The following is a 17,234-nucleotide window of genomic DNA, read 5'->3' as shown; positions in this document are numbered from 1 at the left end:
ATGCCAAAAAAATAGCCCTGTTGCTTGCCTGATGCGCTTCGCCCGCATGAAATGCCCGCGCTAACTTCAGGTTATGGGGGCAAACGGCGGCAACGCAATCACTCTTGCTGCCGTTCGCTTATTTCCTGCTCTTCTTCCGGCGGCACGGTCAGCGGCCCGCTGTAACGCTGCACCAGCCAGGTCGCGAGGGTCACCAGCAGCCAGCTTATCAGTGTGGAAGTAATCAGATCCCGCGGCCAGTGCATGCCCAGCACCAGGCGACTGGCCATTACGCCAACAGCCCAGGCCGTGAGTACGATTAGCGTGACGATGCGACGACGCGGCCAGAGCAAGCCTATGCCCAGCAGCGCCCAGCTAGCAGCAAACATAGTATGGCCGGAGGGGAAAGCATAGCCGGTTTCAAATTCCCAGTGCGCTTTCAGCCAGTCCGGAAGACGCGGATCTTCTGCTATCGCCTCGCGTACTATCAGGCTGCGCTGCTTGCGGCTCTGCTCGTAAAAATGTTGTTCATTCAGCCCGTGATTTTGTTCCAGCCACAGTACGTAAGGGCGCGGCTCGCGAACCTGATCTTTGATAAAGGATTTAGTGTATTGCCCGAGCAGGATCGCCGATATCAAAATCAGTAACAGAATTAGCGCTGGCTTAAGGCGATAGCGCAGGCACCAGAGAAACCAGGCGCAAAGAATAGCGCTGGTCAGCGTGCCCCAGGGACTGGTAACGGTTTCGGTCAGCCAGAACAGTAGCTGATGACCGACACCGGTTTCGCCCGGCTGCCATCGCCAGCCGGTAAGCAATACGCCAACGGGCATAATTAACAGCAGCAAGGCACCTACTGTGGTGCGTTTGACTATCTCAAACATGACTCTCCCTGGCGCGCAGCGCGGCTTATTAACGTTTTTTTGATGACAACATGATAAAAAATAATAACATACTGATTGAGATGGCGTTAATTGTGCGGTATTAAAACAATCGCTCGAAGAGGTTAACCGTCCGCAGCCCAATTGTGGCAAAATGGCTGGATTAAATGGTGTCAGCTTGCTGACGGCGCAATAACCAGCGCAGCCCCTGATGTATCTGGAGAGTCACATGCAGCTTAAACGGGTAGCAGAAGCCAAACTGCCCACGCCATGGGGAGATTTCCTTATGGTTGGTTTTGAAGAAATCGCGACCGGTCACGACCACGTGGCGCTGGTTTATGGTGATATTACGGACAGCGAAGCGGTGCTGGCGCGCGTGCATTCGGAGTGCCTGACGGGCGATGCCCTGTTCAGCCTGCGCTGTGACTGCGGCTTTCAGCTGGAAGCCGCGCTGAATCATATTGCCGAGGAAGGGCGCGGCGTGCTGCTCTATCATCGTCAGGAAGGCCGCAATATCGGCCTGCTGAACAAAATCCGCGCCTATGCGCTGCAGGATAAGGGCTTTGATACGGTAGAGGCTAACCATCAGCTTGGTTTCGCCGCCGATGAGCGAGACTTCACGCTGTGTGCCGATATGTTTAAGCTGCTGGGCGTTAACGAAGTGCGTTTGTTAACCAATAATCCGCGTAAGGTAGAGATCCTCAGCGAAGCGGGGATTAATATCGTGGAGCGCGTGCCGCTGATCGTGGGCCGTAATCCGGAAAACGCGCACTATCTGGATACCAAGGCCGAGAAAATGGGCCATCTGCTGTCGAAAGAGTAAGCAGGATAAACGGGACTTAGCGTCCCGTTTTTGCTTTCAGTTTCTACATCAGCACGATGCCGAACCGCCGCAGCACGCCAGCGCTCCCGCATTCTCTACCGCTTAAAGCGCACTGCCGTACAGGCAGCTTAGAAAAGCAACCAATAGCACAATGCCCCTGAAAGGGGCATTGTAAGAACAATAATCAGAAGCAGTGTTCGGCTAGCTTGTCACCAGCATATTACGGATCACATAGTGCAGGATGCCGTCGTTGCGGTAGTAGGTCAGCTCATTGCCCGTATCGATACGGCAGCGCGTTTGCAATACAACCTGACTACCGTCCACGCGCGTTAAGGTTACCTGCACCGTGCCGCCGGGTTTCAGCTGATTTAAATTTTCTACATCAATTAACTCATCGCCGGTCAGTTCCAACGTTTTACGCGTCACGCCCTGCGGGAATTCCAGCGGCAGAATGCCCATGCCGATCAGATTTGAGCGGTGAATACGCTCGAATGATTCGGCAATTACGACCCGTACGCCAAGCAGCCTTGGGCCTTTTGCCGCCCAGTCGCGGCTGGATCCTGAGCCATATTCCTTGCCCGCGATCACCGCCAGCGGTGTGCCCTGCTGCTGATACTTCATAGCTGCATCATAGATAGCCAGCTGCTCATCGCCCGGCACAAAGCGAGTAATGCCGCCTTCCACGCCCGGCACCATCTCATTACGGATACGGATATTGGCGAAGGTGCCGCGCATCATTACTTCATGGTTGCCGCGACGCGATCCATAGGAGTTAAAGTCCCCTCGCTCTACGCCGTGAGAAAGCAGATAGCGCCCCGCTGGGCTTTCCGCTTTAATGCTGCCCGCTGGCGAGATATGGTCAGTGGTCACCGAATCGCCAAGCATCGCCAGAACCCTGGCGCCTTTGATATCGACAACCGGCTTAGGTTCTTTTTCCATATCATCAAAGAACGGCGAAAGGCGGATATAGGTAGACCCCTCGTCCCAGTCGTAGGTAGCGGCTTCGCTGACGCTGATTGCCTGCCAGTCCGGCGTGCCTTCGAAAACCTCCGCATACTCTTTATGGAACATATCGGTGGAAACCAGCTGGACTGCTTCCGCTATCGCTTCCGGCGATGGCCAGATATCTTTCAGGTATACGGGTTTGCCTGTTTTATCGTTACCAAGCGGATCCGTCGCCAGATTGATATTCATATTACCAGCCAGCGCATAGGCTACCACCAGCGGCGGCGAGGCCAGCCAGTTGGTTTTAACATAAGGATGGATACGGCCTTCAAAGTTGCGGTTGCCGGACAGTACTGCGCCTACGGTCAGATCGCCCTTTTTGATTGCGCCTTCGATTTCATCCGGCAGCGGCCCGGAGTTACCGATGCAGGTCGTGCAGCCATAGCCGACCAGGTTAAAACCCAGTTTGTCGAGATAAGGCGTCAGCCGCGCCGCAGCCAGATAATCGGAAACCACTTTTGAGCCCGGAGCCAGCGAGGCTTTCACCCACGGCTTGCGATCCAGCCCAAGCGTTACTGCGTTCTTCGCCAGCAGGCCCGCCGCCATTAATATGCTGGCATTAGAGGTGTTGGTACAGGAAGTAATAGCGGAAATCACTACCGCACCATCCTCTAACTCATGTTCCTGCCCTGTTGCACTGTCACTATAGCTGACCGGTTTATGCTGCTTCTGCGCCTGATTGACTTCGAGCTCGTTACTGGCCTGGAAGGCCTGTGGCACTTCGTCCAGCGACACGCGATCCTGGGGACGTTTTGGGCCCGCCACGCTGGCCTCGACGGTGCCCATATCCAGCGCCAGTGAACTGGTGAAAACAGGCTCATCGCCAGGATTGCGCCACAACCCCTGCGCTTTGGCGTAGGCTTCCACCAGGGCTACCTGCTCAGTGCTGCGACCGGTGAGTTTCATATAGCCTACAGTCACTTCATCCAGTGGAAAGAAGCCGCAGGTTGCACCATATTCCGGCGCCATATTGGCAATAGTTGCGCGGTCGGCCAGCGGCAAATCGTCCAGACCATCGCCATAAAATTCGACAAATTTACCTACCACACCGTGTTTGCGCAGCATTTGGGTAACGGTCAGTACCAAATCCGTAGCGGTAATGCCGGGATTAAGCTTGCCGGTTAGCTTGAAACCGACCACGTCCGGGATCAGCATGGAAACCGGCTGGCCCAGCATAGCCGCTTCGGCTTCGATGCCGCCTACGCCCCATCCCAGCACGCCCAGGGCGTTAATCATAGTGGTATGTGAGTCCGTACCGACCAGCGTATCAGGATAAGCAATCTCTTCGCCGTCCAGATTTTCATGCCAGACGGCCTGGCCCAGGTATTCCAGGTTAACCTGATGACAGATGCCGGTGCCAGGCGGCACCACGCTGAATTTATTAAATGCTTTTTGTCCCCAGCGCAGAAATACATAGCGTTCGTGGTTGCGCTCCATTTCCAGCCGCACATTTTCTTCGAAGGCGTCATCATCGCCGAAACGGTCAACGGTAACGGAGTGGTCGATAACTAAATCCACCGGAGAAAGTGGATTAACTTTAGCTACATCGCCCCCCAGTCGCTTCACGGCTTCGCGCATGGCGGCCAAATCCACTACGGCTGGCACGCCGGTAAAATCCTGCATCAATACGCGGGCTGGCCGATAGGCAATCTCGCGATCGGCGTGCGCCTGCTTAAGCCAGCCGGCCAGCGCGCTGATATCTTCAGCGGTGACAGAATCGCCATCCTGCCAGCGCAGCAGGTTTTCAAGCAGAACTTTCAGGGATTTAGGCAGGCGGGAGAGATCGCCAAGCTGTTCGGCAGCTTTAGGCAGGCTGTAATAGTGATAACGTTGACCTTTTACTTCCAGCGCGTCTTTTGTTATGTCTCGTAGGGTAGACGACATGACTCCTCCTTTGTTTATCTTTTCATAACCTGAGTAAGTGCAGGGTTTGATTTAAAGATAGTACAAAGTAAGCGTAACGTTTTGATAACATCGAACCTGTTGTCGCGGGTAGCGCCCAATAAAAAACGCCCCGCTGATTGCTCAGCGAGGCGTTGTTAATTTGTATGCACTCTTAGTGCATTACCATGCCAATCCAGAGAAGACTGGCCCAGAATAAGGCTGAAAACGTCCAGGCACTGAACCACGTCATTTGAGTTAAATTCATTCTCGCCCTCTCTCAGGTCTTTACGACCAAAACGTATTACCTCAAAACCTCCCGCTTCAGCGAGCAGGTTTTACCGTTTAATGCTGACTTGCCAATGGCGGGCCGCAGCTTGCCCCCGACCAGAAATAGATGGCCTGTTAAATAAAGTTAATATTTATAATTGTCATGGTTAAAAAAGGTAACGGAAATAAGCGTAAGCCTTAAGCTTTATTACTTTTGTCCGACATAAAATTAATGAAGTTGCGTTGCGTTTCGCTCAGGCCCCAGCTTTCCGGGATAACAACTTCTCTCGCCTTGCTTTTACAATCCACTTTCTTCAGTTTGCCAGCTTGCTGTGTTTTTTGATTCAAATACTGCAGGTACATCGTTACCCCCATATATGCCAAATCACGACTGCAACAGCTCCCCAAAACAGCGCTGAACCGGCGAATACCGCTAACCAGGCTTTGCGTCTCAGATTGCCGTTACGCTGAACCTTTAAAGCTTTGTGACCGAAATCGGTTTCTACAGTAAGTCTGCTAGCCATAGTTTTTGATAATCACTCTCATTAAAACGATTGTTTTGAGCAATCAGAAATTAGGAGGAATCCTAAACATTTTATGGCGCGAAATCCAGCTATTTTTATTATGCAGAACGATTAATAGTATTCATTAAAGTTTATGAAACTTGTCGATCTGACTTAACCAAAACTTTTTCAGTCTGTTAGACCTTAAGCCAAATTAGCTGGCACAGCCCGCTTTTCCGCACCATTGATAAATCAGCATTTATTAACATCCTCCCATTTGTTGCGGCCTCGCCGCGCTCTGATAATCAGAGTATGAGAATCATCCTGGAGGTGCGCAAAGTTGCCCGCTGAAAAATGTGTACTGTTTCGCATTTAATGAATAACAATGGAAAAACATGTGATGAATGCGTCATTTACGAAAAAGAATAAAAAGATTTTATCAATCGCAATAACAGGCAGGGCCAATGATAATCGCAGAGCCGCGCGGCGGCTCTGTTAGCGGGATAGTAAAGAGAGGAATTATTTAGCCGGTAATTTAATATCTTTAAACATTGCTTCGATATCCTCATTCGAGCGCAGGCCGACAGCGGTGTCCACGACGTCACGGGTCAAATGGGGTGCAAAACGTTGTATAAAATCGTACATATAGCTACGCAGGAAGGTGCTGCGGCGGAAACCAATTTTCGTGGTGCTGTAGGTAAAGACATCCGTGGCTTCGATTCTGACCAAATCCGGGTCGGAAACCGGGTCTACCGCCATGCTGGCAATCACGCCCACGCCCAGTCCAAGCCGTACATAGGTTTTAATCACATCGGCATCCGTGGCGGTAAACACGATACGTGGCGCAAGACCTGCGCGGTTGAAGGCCGTATCCAGCTCTGAACGCCCGGTAAAGCCAAAGGTGTAAGTCACCAGCGGGTATTCCGCCAGTTCTTCGATAGAGACTTTTTCTTTACCTGCCAGCGGATGATCCGGCGTGACCACTATCGCACGGTTCCAGTGGTAGCAGGGCAGCATAACCAGGTCATCGTAAAGATGCAGCGCTTCTGTCGCTATTGCAAAATCCGCGTTGCCTTTGGATACCGCCTCCGCTATTTGCGTTGGCGAGCCCTGGTGCATATGCAGAGAAACGCGCGGATAACGCTCGATAAAGCCTTTGATCACGTTCGGCAGCGCATAGCGCGCCTGAGTGTGGGTGGTAGCAACGTAAAGCGAGCCCTTATCCGGCCAGGTATGCTCGCCCGCCACCGATTTTATTGCTTCTACTTTCGACAGCACCTCTCGGGCGATGCGGATAATTTCCTGACCGGCGGGCGTTACCTGAGTCAGGTGCTTACCGCTGCGGGCGAAAATCTGGATGCCCAGTTCGTCTTCCAGCATACGAACCTGTTTACTGATCCCGGGTTGCGAAGTGTAAAGGCCCTCGGCCGTCGAGGAGACGTTAAGGTTGTGATTTACCACTTCAACGATATAACGCAGCTGCTGCAATTTCATAGTTGATCCGTCCAGTTTGGCGCCGCGCGCCGACAGCCCGTGCAAACAAACGCACAGCTTGTTGGCCTAATGCGATTTTATAATAAGGAAAGGTATATCTATAACAATCATACCAAAGCTGGTTGGAATGTATATGCGGGGAGAGAAAAAACGGGCCGACGGCTGTCGGCCCGGAGTACTATTTTTTACCGGCTTTGGCGGCCGCTTTTTCGGTTACCTGCCATTCGCCGTCGACGTAAAACGCCGTCCAGCCCGTGGCTTTGCCTTCTTTTTCGGTACTGACGTACTGCTGTTTGGTTTTGCGGCTAAAACGCACTACCGTTTTATTGCCTTCTTCATCAGCAACCGGGGCATCGGCCAGATAGCGCAGTTTTTCTGGCAGACGATCGCGGAAGCGCTGCAGCTCTTCCACCAGCGGCGCACGCGTTTCCCTTGATTTCGGGAAGGTGTTGGCCGCCAGGAAGACGCCTGCCGCACCGTCGCGCAGCACAAAATAAGCATCCGACTTTTCGCAGGGCAGTTCTGGCAGCGGCACCGGATCTTCTTTCGGTGGCGCCACATCGCCATTACGCAGGATCTTACGGGTGTTTTTACACTCGTCGTTGGTACAGGCCATGTATTTCCCAAAGCGCCCCATTTTCAGGTGCATTTCGGAACCACACTTTTCGCACTCTACAATCGGGCCATCATAGCCTTTGATGCGGAACTCGCCCTGCTCGATTTCGTAGCCGTCACAGCTCGGATTGTTACCACAGACATGCAGCTTACGCTGATTGTCGATCAGGTAGCTGTCCATTGCTGTGCCGCATTTTGCGCAGCGGCGGCGTGCGCGCAGCGCGTTGGTTTCCGCATCTTCCCCTTCGAGAATATTCAGTACTTCATTCTCAGGGATCAGATTGATGGTTTGCTTGCAGCGCTCTTTCGGCGGCAGCGCGTAGCCTGAACAGCCCAGGAAGACGCCAGTGCTGGCGGTACGAATGCCCATCTTGCGGCCGCAGGTCGGGCAGTCGATCGAGGTCAGCACCATCTGGTTAGGCTGCATGCCGCCCTCTTCCGGATCTTTGTCTGCCTTTTCCAGCTGCTGGCTGAAATCTGCGAAGAACTTATCCAGTACACCTTTCCACTGCGCTTCGTTGTTGGCGACCTGATCCAGGCTGTTTTCCATGTGCGCGGTGAAATCGTAGTTCATCAGCTCGCGGAAATTCTCTTCCAGCCGATCGGTAACTATCTCGCCCATTTTCTCGGCATAGAAACGGCGGCTGTCCACCCGCACATAGCCGCGATCCTGGATAGTGGAGATAATCGACGCATAGGTGGAAGGACGACCGATGCCGCGCTTTTCCAGCTCGCGTACCAGCGAGGCTTCGCTAAAACGCGCCGGCGGTTTGGTAAAGTGCTGGCTTGGCTTAAGCTGCTGTAGCGCCAGCTCTTTGCCGACTTCTACCACTGGCAGCGTGCGGTCTTCGTCGCCTTTGCGCAGCGCGGGCATAACTTTTGTCCAGCCATCGAAGCGCAGCGTGCGGCCTTTCGCCTTGAGTTTGAAATCGCCAGCGGTCACGGTCAGCGTGGTGGAATCATACTGTGCCGGAACCATCTGGCAGGCAACGAACTGACGCCAGATCAGCTGATAGAGCTTTTGCGCATCGGCTTCCATATCTTTCAGCTGTTCGGCCTGCACCGCGACATCCGAAGGGCGGATCGCCTCGTGCGCTTCCTGCGAGTTATCTTTACTGGCGTAGGTATTGGCTGCTTTCGGCAGGTATTTTTCGCCGAATTCGTTCTCAATATAGCCGCGTACCATGCTCACCGCGTCCTGACTCAGGTTGGTAGAGTCGGTACGCATATAGGTGATATGACCCGCTTCATAGAGACGCTGCGCCATCATCATGGTTTTCTTCACGCCAAAGCCCAGACGGGTACTGGCCGCCTGCTGCAAAGTGGAAGTAATAAATGGCGCGCCGGGCTTGCTGCTGGTCGGCTTGTCCTCGCGGTCGGTGACCTGATAACGCGCTTTTTCCAGCAGGCTGACGGCAGCCTGAGTCTGTTCGCCGTTAACCGGGCGGAAAGGCTTGTCGTGCTGATGCGTGACTTCCATCGGCAGCAGCGTGCCTTCCGGCGTGTTCAAATCGGCATGCAGCTCCCAGTACTCTTCCGGCACGAAGGCTTTGATTTCGCGCTCGCGCTCAACTACCAGGCGTACGGCAACCGACTGGACGCGTCCGGCCGACAGTCCACGGGCGATTTTTTTCCACAGCAATGGCGAGACCATATAGCCCACCACGCGATCCATAAAACGGCGCGCCTGCTGGGCGTTAACCCGATCGATATTCAGTTCGCCCGGCTTTTCAAAAGCCTGACGAATCGCATTTTTGGTGATTTCGTTGAATACCACGCGGCTGAAGCGCGAATCATCGCCGCCGATCACTTCCCGCAGGTGCCAGGCTATGGCTTCCCCTTCGCGGTCAAGGTCGGTTGCCAGATAGACGTGGTCGGCATTTTCCGCCAGCGCCTTCAGCTCGGATACTACCTTCTCTTTGCCGGGAAGGATTTGATAGTTAGCTTCCCAGCCGTGGTAAGGATCGACGCCCATCCTGCTGACCAGCGCCGTTTTTTCGTCCTTCTTCACCTTTTTGGTGGTTTTACTGGTTGTAGAGTCAGCGCTCTTTTTAACTGTTGATCCACTGGTCGGCAAATCGCGGATATGACCGACGCTGGATTTCACCACGTAGTCGTTTCCGAGATATTTATTGATTGTTTTGGCTTTTGCCGGGGACTCAACTATTACGAGAGCTTTACCCATATTTACCTTTACCTGATTAAAACATCCGAGAGTAAATTGTGCCGAAAGCCTGGGGCAATCCAGCGCGTGATAACCTGCATGGCCGACGGCGAACCCCCGGCGCTTTCCCTGTTAACGCTTTCCGTCCAGAAAGCCAACTGGCTGATTAACGACACCTTTTACAACCTGTTAAGCGAATCACTAACAAAGCGTAAAGCCAGTTTTACGCCCGGAACCCGAAACGCCCACACTGTACCTGATAAAATCTGATACGCAACTTAATTAGCATCAGCTGTCGGATTACGCCAGCCGGACAGATAAAAGCGTGAGCGCCGCCAGATGCCTTTGAACATTGAGATTTTGCGGCAGCGCGGCGTAATATACCGCTCACTACCCCCTTCTATAAAGGAGAGCATTCTGTGAAGCAAACTCAGGCCATTGATAAAGCCAGCCTGCTGCAAAAAGCCAACGAGCTGATCGCCGCCCACGACGATTTTTTCCCGGGCCTGCAGGCTACCGATGTTGAGCAAAAAGGCGATGTGCTGGTGTTTCGCGGCGATTATTTTCTGGATGAGCAAGGTTTGCCGGGCAAGAAAAGCACGACGGTGTTTAACGTTTTTAAGTTTTTAGCCACTGAGCTGTCGCCGCTTTATCATTTAGAGGCGTAGCGCCCGCTGAGCGGGCGCTTTCGTCATTACAGCAGCGGTTTTTCGCCGCGCTGCCAGAGGCGCAGCAGCAGGCGTTCAATGCTGAGGCTGGCGCTCTGGGTGAAACGATCCATCATCTTTTTACGTTTCACATAGTGGACGGCGATGACTTCGCGATCTTTCATTTGGTCGATAATCAGATCGTCGCTGGTGCCAACGGCATCTATCAGCCCTTTTTCCAGCGCCTGAGTCCCGAACCAGTGCTCGCCTGTTGCCACGCTGTCGATATCCAGCGTTGGACGCATGCGATGAACGAACTCTTTGAACAACTGGTGTGTTTCGTTGAGATCTTCCCGGAATTTTTCGCGGCCCTGTTCGGTGTTTTCGCCGAACAGCGTCAGCGTCCGCTTGTATTCGCCAGCGGTATGTAATTCCACGTCAATCTCGTTGCGTTTTAGCAGGCGGTTGAAGTTAGGGATCTGCGCGACGACACCAATTGAACCAATGATTGAAAATGGCGCTGCCACAATGCGATCGGCCACGCAGGCCATCATGTAACCGCCGCTGGCGGCTACTTTATCTACCGCTACGGTCAGGCGAATATTTTTATCGCGCAGGCGCTGGAGCTGGGAAGATGCCAGCCCGTAACCGTGCACTACGCCGCCGGGGCTTTCCAGGCGCAGCAGTACTTCATCCTGAGGTCTGGCTACGGTCATCACCGCTGAAATTTCTTCGCGCAGCGAAGCGACTTCATGGGCGTCCATGCTGCCTTTGAAATCCATTACGTAAAGCGTAGGCTTGCTTTCAGCGGGTTTGATCCCCTGTTTGGCCTCGGCTTTGGCGTTTTTCGCCTGCTGTTTTTCTTTTTTCTTCTGCTCTTTGTGCCAGCGCTTTTTGTCCTGCGGCTTCATGCTTGCCAGCGCCATTTCATCCTTTATATCCTGGTATGCTTCATTGAGCCGCGTCAGGCGCAGCTGGCCATCCTGGCTGCGTTTACGTACGGCCAGGTGGGTGATCAGAATAGCGATGGCCGCAATCGCCACGACCACTGTGACCGTCTTGGCCAGAAAAAGCCCATAATAAGAGAGTAGTTCCACGCATTCCGCCTTGTTTAACATCCAATTAAATCAGTGACTAGTGTAGCTGAGTCAGCGACCGGCGTCGCCCGGATCCGTTTTAAGACGGCCGTGCCGCGCAAAGACCAGGCATAAAAGCGTCTGGCGGTTGCGGTCCGGGCAGCAGCAGCGGTACCCTGTAGCCTTTCGCACTAAGAATCGCCAGAGGCTCATCAATGGATTATCAACCTGCCAGCAACTTGCTGAACGACCGCATTATTCTTGTTACCGGCGCCAGCGACGGTATTGGCCGCGAAGCCGCTGTGACCTATGCCCGCCATGGCGCGCAGGTTATTTTGCTGGGCCGTAACGTGCAGAAACTGCAAACCGTAGCGGATGAGATAGCCGCCAGCGGCAAAGCCGCCCCGCTATTTTTTACGCTGGATTTGGACAGCGCCACGCCGGAAGCCTGCCACCAGCTGGCGGATAAGCTCTCCGGCCAGATTGACCGGCTGGATGGCGTGCTGCATAACGCCGGGCTGCTGGGTGACGTGGTGCCAATGGCGCAGCAGGATCCCGCTGTCTGGCAGCAGGTGATGCGCGTTAACGTCGATGCCACCTTTTTCCTGACTCAGGCGCTGCTGCCGCTGCTGCTGAAATCGCCAAACGGTTCCCTGGTCTTCACCTCCTCCAGCGTTGGCCGTCAGGGTCGCGCGGGCTGGGGCGCTTACTCCGTTTCTAAATTCGCTACCGAAGGTATGATGCAGGTGTTCGCCGAGGAGTATCGCGGGCAGCTACGTGTGAACTGCATTAATCCCGGCGGCACGCGTACCAAAATGCGCGCCAGCGCGTTTCCTGAGGAGAATGCCGATAAGCTGAAAACGCCTGCGGATATTATGCCAACCTACCTTTACGCAATGGGCGCAGACTGCCAGGAAACCGGCAAAAGTTTCGATGCCCAGCCGGGCCGCAAGCCCGGAGCGGCGGAGTAATGGGTAGCCACCAGCAGCGCCAGCAGAAACTGAAAGAAAAAGTCGAGGCGCGCATCGCTGCCGCGACCGAAACGCGCGGCATTGTGATGGTGTTCACCGGCAACGGCAAAGGAAAAACTACCGCTGCTTTCGGCACCGCCGCGCGTGCTGTCGGCCATCAGAAACGCGTGGGCGTGATCCAGTTTATTAAAGGCGAATGGCCTAACGGCGAGCGTAATTTACTGGAACCGCACGGCGTAGAGTTTCAGGTGATGGCGACCGGCTTTACCTGGGATACGCAAAATCGCGAAACCGATACGGCGGCCTGCCTGGAAGTCTGGCAGCACGGCAAACGCATGCTGGCCGATCCGACGCTGGATCTGGTGGTAATGGATGAACTGACTTATATGGTGAGCTTTGACTATTTGCCGCTGGAGGAAGTTATCGCTGCGCTGGGTAATCGCCCGCCTCATCAAAGCGTGATTATCACCGGCCGAGGCTGTCATCGCGAGCTGCTGGCGCTGGCGGATACCGTAACTGAGATGCGTCCGGTGAAGCACGCTTTCGATGCAGGCATCCAGGCGCAGCAAGGTATTGACTGGTAACTGCGCATAAAAAAGGGCGAATCTCTTCGCCCTTTGAGACTGCTGACAAAGCTAAAAAAGCCTAAGTGAACATCAGTTTTTTTATAGCAACTCCGCAGCTTGATAGCGGCAGAGGCTGAGCGGATAAACGGACCGTTTGGCGCATGGACGCGCCAACCGAGCCTACATGGAAGTATTTACGGCGTGTCCGTGTTCCGATCTGCCTCTGCTGCTCTGTCACTGATTTAAACGCGACCTGGGGTTTGTCATCAACCTCAAAGGGCGAATCTCTTCGCCCTTTTTGCTTAACGCTTGCTGGCCGGGCGGCGATTGCCGCTGACCTGAGTGTGGCGCTTCACGGCGCGACGGATCTGGTTAGCCTTGGTGCGGCGGCGATCTTTCTCCAGCGCTACCTTGCTGGTGGTTTCTGGCGGCAGACCGACCAGCTCGCGCAGGTAGTTAGTTGGCGCCAGCTCCAGCTCCGTCCAGCCGCCGCGCGGCAGCCCTTTCGGCAGCGTGATGTCGCCGTAGCGGGTACGGATCAGGCGGCTGACCTGCACACCTACGGATTCCCACAGGCGGCGCACTTCGCGGTTGCGGCCTTCGGTCAGCGTGACGCTGTACCACTGGTTGATGCCTTCGCCGCCGGTAAATTTCAGCGTTTTGAACGATGCCGGGCCATCCTCCAGCTGCACACCGCGGCTCAGCTGCTTCAGCTTCTCGTCGTCTACCTGACCAAAGACGCGTACAGCGTATTCCCTCTCGACTTCGCGGCTTGGGTGCATCAGGCGGTTAGCCAGCTCGCCATCGGTGGTGAACAGCAGCAGGCCGCAGGTGTTAACATCCAGACGCCCTACGGCGATCCAGCGCGCACCGCGCAATTTTGGCAGACGGTCGAATACGGTAGGACGGCCTTCAGGATCGTTACGGGTACAGAGTTCGCCTTCCGGCTTATAATAAGCCAGCACGCGGCATACTTCGGTGGTGGATTCCGCGATGGAAACCAGATGGCCATCGATACGGATTTTCAGTGCTTTGCTCGGCTCTACGCGGTCGCCCAGCGTGGCCAGTTTGCCGTCCACGCTGACGCGTCCGGCAGAAATCATGGTTTCAATTTCGCGGCGGGAACCGTGCCCGGCGCGCGCTAAGACTTTCTGTAATTTTTCGCTCATGGCGCTGCCTCTTTGTCGCCTTCCCAGGCGTCATCAGATGAATAGGTGCCGCTACTCAGGAGGCAAGGTTTTTTTACGGTAGATGGCCCGTAACGCTCGCCTCATTTTCAGGGGAAGCGCATTCTACACTAAGTTATCGGCTATTGATAACGCTACCGGCCTGTCCGAACGGGAAAAAACCGCGGAGGTATCGTGCCGTGCTTTACCCTCATCGCCGTTAATCCCGCTAATCATTTTATTGATTGCTTTTGCTTACCTAATCGCTTTCCCTAAGCCAATTTAATTCACGCTTCTCAGAACATGATTAAGGCAAATGTTATTACCCTGTTAATAATTAGCCAGCTATATTAAGCGAAATTAAAGCTCGGGTAATTTCTGCCGATACTGCGCCGCTACCGAAAATAATCCAAAATAAAGCCAAATTTTTTCGCTGCGCAGAAGTTGAATCCTTTAAGCAAAATGTTTTCTGGATGTTAAAACCAGCTTTTACCATTATACCAGTGCTTAAAGCTGACTTAACACAAACCATACAAATAACAGCTAAACAGAGCGTTAAATAAGCAGGTTATATTAGCACCAGATTGAGTTAGTTCTTCACGCTGACCACTTTCCTTATTTTCCCGCCTATATTTATTTGATCCATTAATAGGATTGTGTAGAATTCACCCAGGCCAAAGAGAGCCTGATATATGAACTGTTAAGCAGTCGTATTAAAATTTAAGTTAAGTAAAAAAACTATTTTGCAGTAAACATTAGTTTCAAAAAACAGGGGAGCCAGACTCCCTGAAAAACGCCGGTTTCGATCGGCATCGGCCTTGCACGTCGTCAGTTCTCACCAGGGATTTACTGACGTGCCCGAATAAGCGTGACTATTATGAAAAAAATAATGCCCCTGGCGGCGTTGGCTTTGCTGACGCTGACCGGCTGCTCTGTAGGCAAATATGAGTACAGCAGCGAAGCCCTGAAACGTGTCGATATGAACTTTACCGGCATCCCTACCGTGCTTGGCGTTGGCTCGCTGGGCACCAGCATTCCGATTACGCCAGAGTACAGCCTGACAGCCGCTCACGTGGCGAAGCTCTCGGTACAGCGCGTTAAGGCCTATCATCCTTACTGCGATCTGGCAATTATCTACCATAAAAACGACATAAAAACCCTGCCGAAATTCCGCGAAGGCGAAATCGGCGCGCCGGTTAAAATGTATGGCTACAGCTTTATTACCGCGATGCCGGTGGAATCTTCCGGCGTGAATCTGGCGCTAACCGGTATTCGCAACGAGTGGAATAAGCGTCCCTGCGTGGCGATGGCTTCTAACGCGGGCGTAGTGAAAGGCATGTCGGGCGGTGCGGTTTATAACAAAGACGATACTATCGGCGGCGTTATTGTCGGTTTTACCAATGAAATTAAACGCCATAAAGCTGGCGGCCCGCTGAAAGATGTTTCGCTTTATATTCCTTATGAAGACTTCAAGGATTGGTTACAGAAAACCACTTCTTAAGGAAAGCTTAATTTTACCTTAAGCCCCAGTGATGAACTAATGCTTATTTTATTAATGGCTCGCCTGCTGACCGGCGAGCCGCGCATTATTCAGAGAAAAGGCTTCACGTCGCCTGCGCCTTCGCGAATTACCTGTGGCGTATTTTCGGTCAGATCGATGACCGTGGTCGGCTGCTGTCCCAGATAGCCGCCATTCATGATTAAATCCACCTGTTTGCCTATTTCTTCCTGAATCGTTTCTGGATCCGATTCGGTAAAATCATTACCCGGCAGCATCAGCGAAGTCGACATTAAAGGTTCATTTAGCGCCTCCAGCAGCGCCAGCGCTACCGGGTTTGACGGCACGCGCAGGCCAATCGTTTTACGCTTGTCGTTCATCAGACGACGCGGTACCTCTTTGGTCGCCTTGAGAATAAACGTGTAATTACCCGGCGTATTATTTTTGATCAGGCGAAACGCGGTGTTGTCCACGTAAGCATAGGTAGAAAGCTCAGACAGATCGCGGCAAACCAGCGTAAAGTTATGATCGCTGTCCAACTGCCTGATGCGGCAGATGCGCTCCATGGCGTTTTTGTCTTCCAGCCGGCAGCCCAGCGCATAGCCGGAATCAGTGGGATAGACGATAACGGCGCCCTTGTTCAACAGCTCTACGGCCTGCTTGATCAGGCGCGGCTGGGGATTTTCCGGGTGTATATAAAAAAACTGACTCATTGTTAACCTCAACTCCGTCGCGCAGCGGGCGAACGGATTAAATTTCAGGGAAGCGCAGCCAGACGGCTTCCACGCCTGCCGGCAGCCATAATTTTTTTCCCAGCTCGATCCACGAACAGGGCTGATGAAAATCAGATCCCTGCGACGCGGCCAGCTGATAATCCTGCGCGTAACGTGCCAGCTGCGTCCGCTCGTTGGGCGCCTGCTGGCACTGTGCGACCTCCATCGCGTCGCCACCCTCTTCTTTAAAGTGGGCGATCAGACGCTTCAGCCATTTAGCGGAAAGCCCGTAGCGGCCCGGATGGGCCAGTACCGCGCGACCGCCAGAATGATGAATGGCATCAATAGCTTGTTTAATTGTACACCACTGTGGCGGCGCGTAGCCGGTTTTACCGCGCGCCAGATAATTTTTAAAAACCTGCGCCATATTATCGGCTTTGCCCTGCGCGATTAAAAAACGGGCGAAATGGCCGCGAGTGATGGCTCCGCCGTCGGCCAGCGCCAGCGCGCCCTCAAGCGCGCCGGGAATGCGCGCTTTTTCCAGCCTTTCAGCAATCAGCCGCGCTCGCTCCATACGGCGATCGCTCTGCTCCTGCAAAAACTGTGTCAGTACAGGATGCTGGTTGTCCACGCCCAGGCCGACAATATGAATTTCATGATTTTCCCATAGCGAAGAAACTTCCACGCCTGCGATAAGCCGTAAAGGCAACTGATGCTTTGCGATAGCCTCGCGGGCCGCTTCTATGCCATCCACCGAATCATGATCGGTGATAGCCAGCACGCCGACGCGGTGCTCAACGGCTCTGAGCACCAGCTCTTCCGGCGTTAGCAGGCCGTCTGAAGCGCGGGTATGGCTGTGCAAATCGTAGATGGGCCAGGGATTAAGCGGGGTTGCAGACAAAACGACTCCGGAAAACGCTAAAAAGGTCGCAGCATAATACGCGTTATCGGCGCCAGGTGAAAAAGAGTATTGACTTTTCAGTCA

Annotated in this window: 14 protein-coding genes; 5 read left to right on the top strand and 9 right to left on the bottom strand. The window is 53.6% G+C overall.

Annotation, left to right across the window (positions count from 1 at the left end; translation table 11 throughout):
• Positions 1-98: 98 nt before the first annotated feature.
• The gene (gene pgpB, locus ACETPC_RS01675) at positions 99-860 is read right to left on the bottom strand and encodes a phosphatidylglycerophosphatase B (RefSeq protein ID WP_380178011.1); all 762 of its coding nucleotides are present in this window, start codon (positions 858-860) and stop codon (positions 99-101) included.
• A gap of 226 nt (positions 861-1,086) precedes the next feature.
• On the opposite strand from pgpB, the gene ribA reads away from it, so the two are divergent.
• On the top strand, positions 1,087-1,680 hold the full coding sequence (gene ribA, locus ACETPC_RS01670; RefSeq protein ID WP_380178009.1) for a GTP cyclohydrolase II: 594 nt from the start codon (positions 1,087-1,089) through the stop codon (positions 1,678-1,680).
• A 201-nt stretch (positions 1,681-1,881) separates the two neighbouring features.
• Here ribA and acnA read toward each other — a convergent pair whose 3' ends face one another.
• From acnA to topA, 4 genes are all read right to left on the bottom strand, one after another.
• Positions 1,882-4,569 carry an aconitate hydratase AcnA gene (gene acnA / locus ACETPC_RS01665; RefSeq protein ID WP_380178007.1) on the bottom strand — a complete coding sequence of 896 codons (2,688 nt, stop codon included), beginning with the start codon at positions 4,567-4,569 and terminating at the stop codon, positions 1,882-1,884.
• Between the two features lie 632 nt (positions 4,570-5,201).
• Positions 5,202-5,360 (bottom strand): YmiA family putative membrane protein, encoded by a 159-nt coding sequence (locus ACETPC_RS01660; RefSeq protein ID WP_380178004.1) that lies wholly within the window; start codon positions 5,358-5,360, stop codon positions 5,202-5,204.
• Between the two features lie 498 nt (positions 5,361-5,858).
• Complete coding sequence (gene cysB, locus ACETPC_RS01655) at positions 5,859-6,833, bottom strand: HTH-type transcriptional regulator CysB (protein ID WP_380178002.1); 975 nt, start codon at positions 6,831-6,833, stop codon at positions 5,859-5,861.
• 178 nt (positions 6,834-7,011) lie between these two features.
• Entirely contained in the window at positions 7,012-9,633 is a 2,622-nt protein-coding gene (gene topA / locus ACETPC_RS01650; protein WP_380178000.1) for a type I DNA topoisomerase, read from the bottom strand.
• Positions 9,634-10,031: 398 nt separating this feature from the next.
• Here topA and ACETPC_RS01645 point away from each other — a divergent pair, with 398 nt between their 5' ends.
• A complete protein-coding gene (locus ACETPC_RS01645) occupies positions 10,032-10,280 on the top strand; it encodes a DUF2498 family protein (RefSeq protein WP_380177998.1) in 249 nt (82 codons plus the stop codon).
• A gap of 26 nt (positions 10,281-10,306) precedes the next feature.
• Here the strand turns inward: ACETPC_RS01645 and sohB are convergent, their stop codons facing one another.
• On the bottom strand, positions 10,307-11,356 hold the full coding sequence (gene sohB / locus ACETPC_RS01640) for a protease SohB (protein WP_380177995.1): 1,050 nt from the start codon (positions 11,354-11,356) through the stop codon (positions 10,307-10,309).
• 194 nt (positions 11,357-11,550) lie between these two features.
• Here sohB and ACETPC_RS01635 point away from each other — a divergent pair, with 194 nt between their 5' ends.
• Positions 11,551-12,306 carry a YciK family oxidoreductase gene (locus ACETPC_RS01635; protein ID WP_380177993.1) on the top strand — a complete coding sequence of 252 codons (756 nt, stop codon included), beginning with the start codon at positions 11,551-11,553 and terminating at the stop codon, positions 12,304-12,306.
• Positions 12,306-12,890, top strand: a complete 585-nt coding sequence (gene cobO / locus ACETPC_RS01630) for a cob(I)yrinic acid a,c-diamide adenosyltransferase (RefSeq protein ID WP_380177991.1) — start codon at positions 12,306-12,308, stop codon at positions 12,888-12,890. Before ACETPC_RS01635 ends, cobO begins: the two co-directional genes overlap by 1 nt.
• A 284-nt stretch (positions 12,891-13,174) precedes the next feature.
• Here cobO and rluB read toward each other — a convergent pair whose 3' ends face one another.
• Positions 13,175-14,041 (bottom strand): 23S rRNA pseudouridine(2605) synthase RluB, encoded by an 867-nt coding sequence (rluB, locus tag ACETPC_RS01625; protein WP_380177989.1) that lies wholly within the window; start codon positions 14,039-14,041, stop codon positions 13,175-13,177.
• 874 nt (positions 14,042-14,915) lie between these two features.
• Between rluB and ACETPC_RS01620 the strand changes: the two genes are divergently transcribed.
• A complete protein-coding gene (locus tag ACETPC_RS01620; RefSeq protein ID WP_380177988.1) occupies positions 14,916-15,539 on the top strand; it encodes a serine protease in 624 nt (207 codons plus the stop codon).
• An 89-nt stretch (positions 15,540-15,628) separates the two neighbouring features.
• Here the strand turns inward: ACETPC_RS01620 and ACETPC_RS01615 are convergent, their stop codons facing one another.
• Both ACETPC_RS01615 and ACETPC_RS01610 read right to left on the bottom strand, forming a co-directional pair.
• Positions 15,629-16,249 (bottom strand): L-threonylcarbamoyladenylate synthase, encoded by a 621-nt coding sequence (locus ACETPC_RS01615; protein ID WP_380177986.1) that lies wholly within the window; start codon positions 16,247-16,249, stop codon positions 15,629-15,631.
• 37 nt (positions 16,250-16,286) lie between these two features.
• The gene (locus tag ACETPC_RS01610; RefSeq protein WP_380177984.1) at positions 16,287-17,150 is read right to left on the bottom strand and encodes a PHP domain-containing protein; all 864 of its coding nucleotides are present in this window, start codon (positions 17,148-17,150) and stop codon (positions 16,287-16,289) included.
• Between the last annotated feature and the right edge of the window lie 84 nt (positions 17,151-17,234).

This window comes from Pantoea sp. sgz302252 (genome assembly GCF_042610525.1).
GTDB lineage: Bacteria > Pseudomonadota > Gammaproteobacteria > Enterobacterales > Enterobacteriaceae > Erwinia.
This window is presented reverse-complemented; position numbering and strand designations above follow the sequence as displayed.

Excerpts from the sequence above, each read along its gene's own strand:
- ACETPC_RS01620 (WP_380177988.1), top strand. The coding sequence starts at position 14,916 with ATGAAAAAAATAATGCCCCTGGCGGCGTTGGCTTTGCTGACGCTGACC.
- ACETPC_RS01660 (WP_380178004.1), bottom strand. The coding sequence starts at position 5,360 with ATGGCTAGCAGACTTACTGTAGAAACCGATTTCGGTCACAAAGCTTTA.
- cobO (WP_380177991.1), top strand. The coding sequence starts at position 12,306 with ATGGGTAGCCACCAGCAGCGCCAGCAGAAACTGAAAGAAAAAGTCGAG.
- acnA (WP_380178007.1), bottom strand. The coding sequence starts at position 4,569 with ATGTCGTCTACCCTACGAGACATAACAAAAGACGCGCTGGAAGTAAAA.
- ACETPC_RS01635 (WP_380177993.1), top strand. The coding sequence starts at position 11,551 with ATGGATTATCAACCTGCCAGCAACTTGCTGAACGACCGCATTATTCTT.
- cysB (WP_380178002.1), bottom strand. The coding sequence starts at position 6,833 with ATGAAATTGCAGCAGCTGCGTTATATCGTTGAAGTGGTAAATCACAAC.
- rluB (WP_380177989.1), bottom strand. The coding sequence starts at position 14,041 with ATGAGCGAAAAATTACAGAAAGTCTTAGCGCGCGCCGGGCACGGTTCC.
- pgpB (WP_380178011.1), bottom strand. The coding sequence starts at position 860 with ATGTTTGAGATAGTCAAACGCACCACAGTAGGTGCCTTGCTGCTGTTA.
- ACETPC_RS01615 (WP_380177986.1), bottom strand. The coding sequence starts at position 16,249 with ATGAGTCAGTTTTTTTATATACACCCGGAAAATCCCCAGCCGCGCCTG.
- topA (WP_380178000.1), bottom strand. The coding sequence starts at position 9,633 with ATGGGTAAAGCTCTCGTAATAGTTGAGTCCCCGGCAAAAGCCAAAACA.
- ribA (WP_380178009.1), top strand. The coding sequence starts at position 1,087 with ATGCAGCTTAAACGGGTAGCAGAAGCCAAACTGCCCACGCCATGGGGA.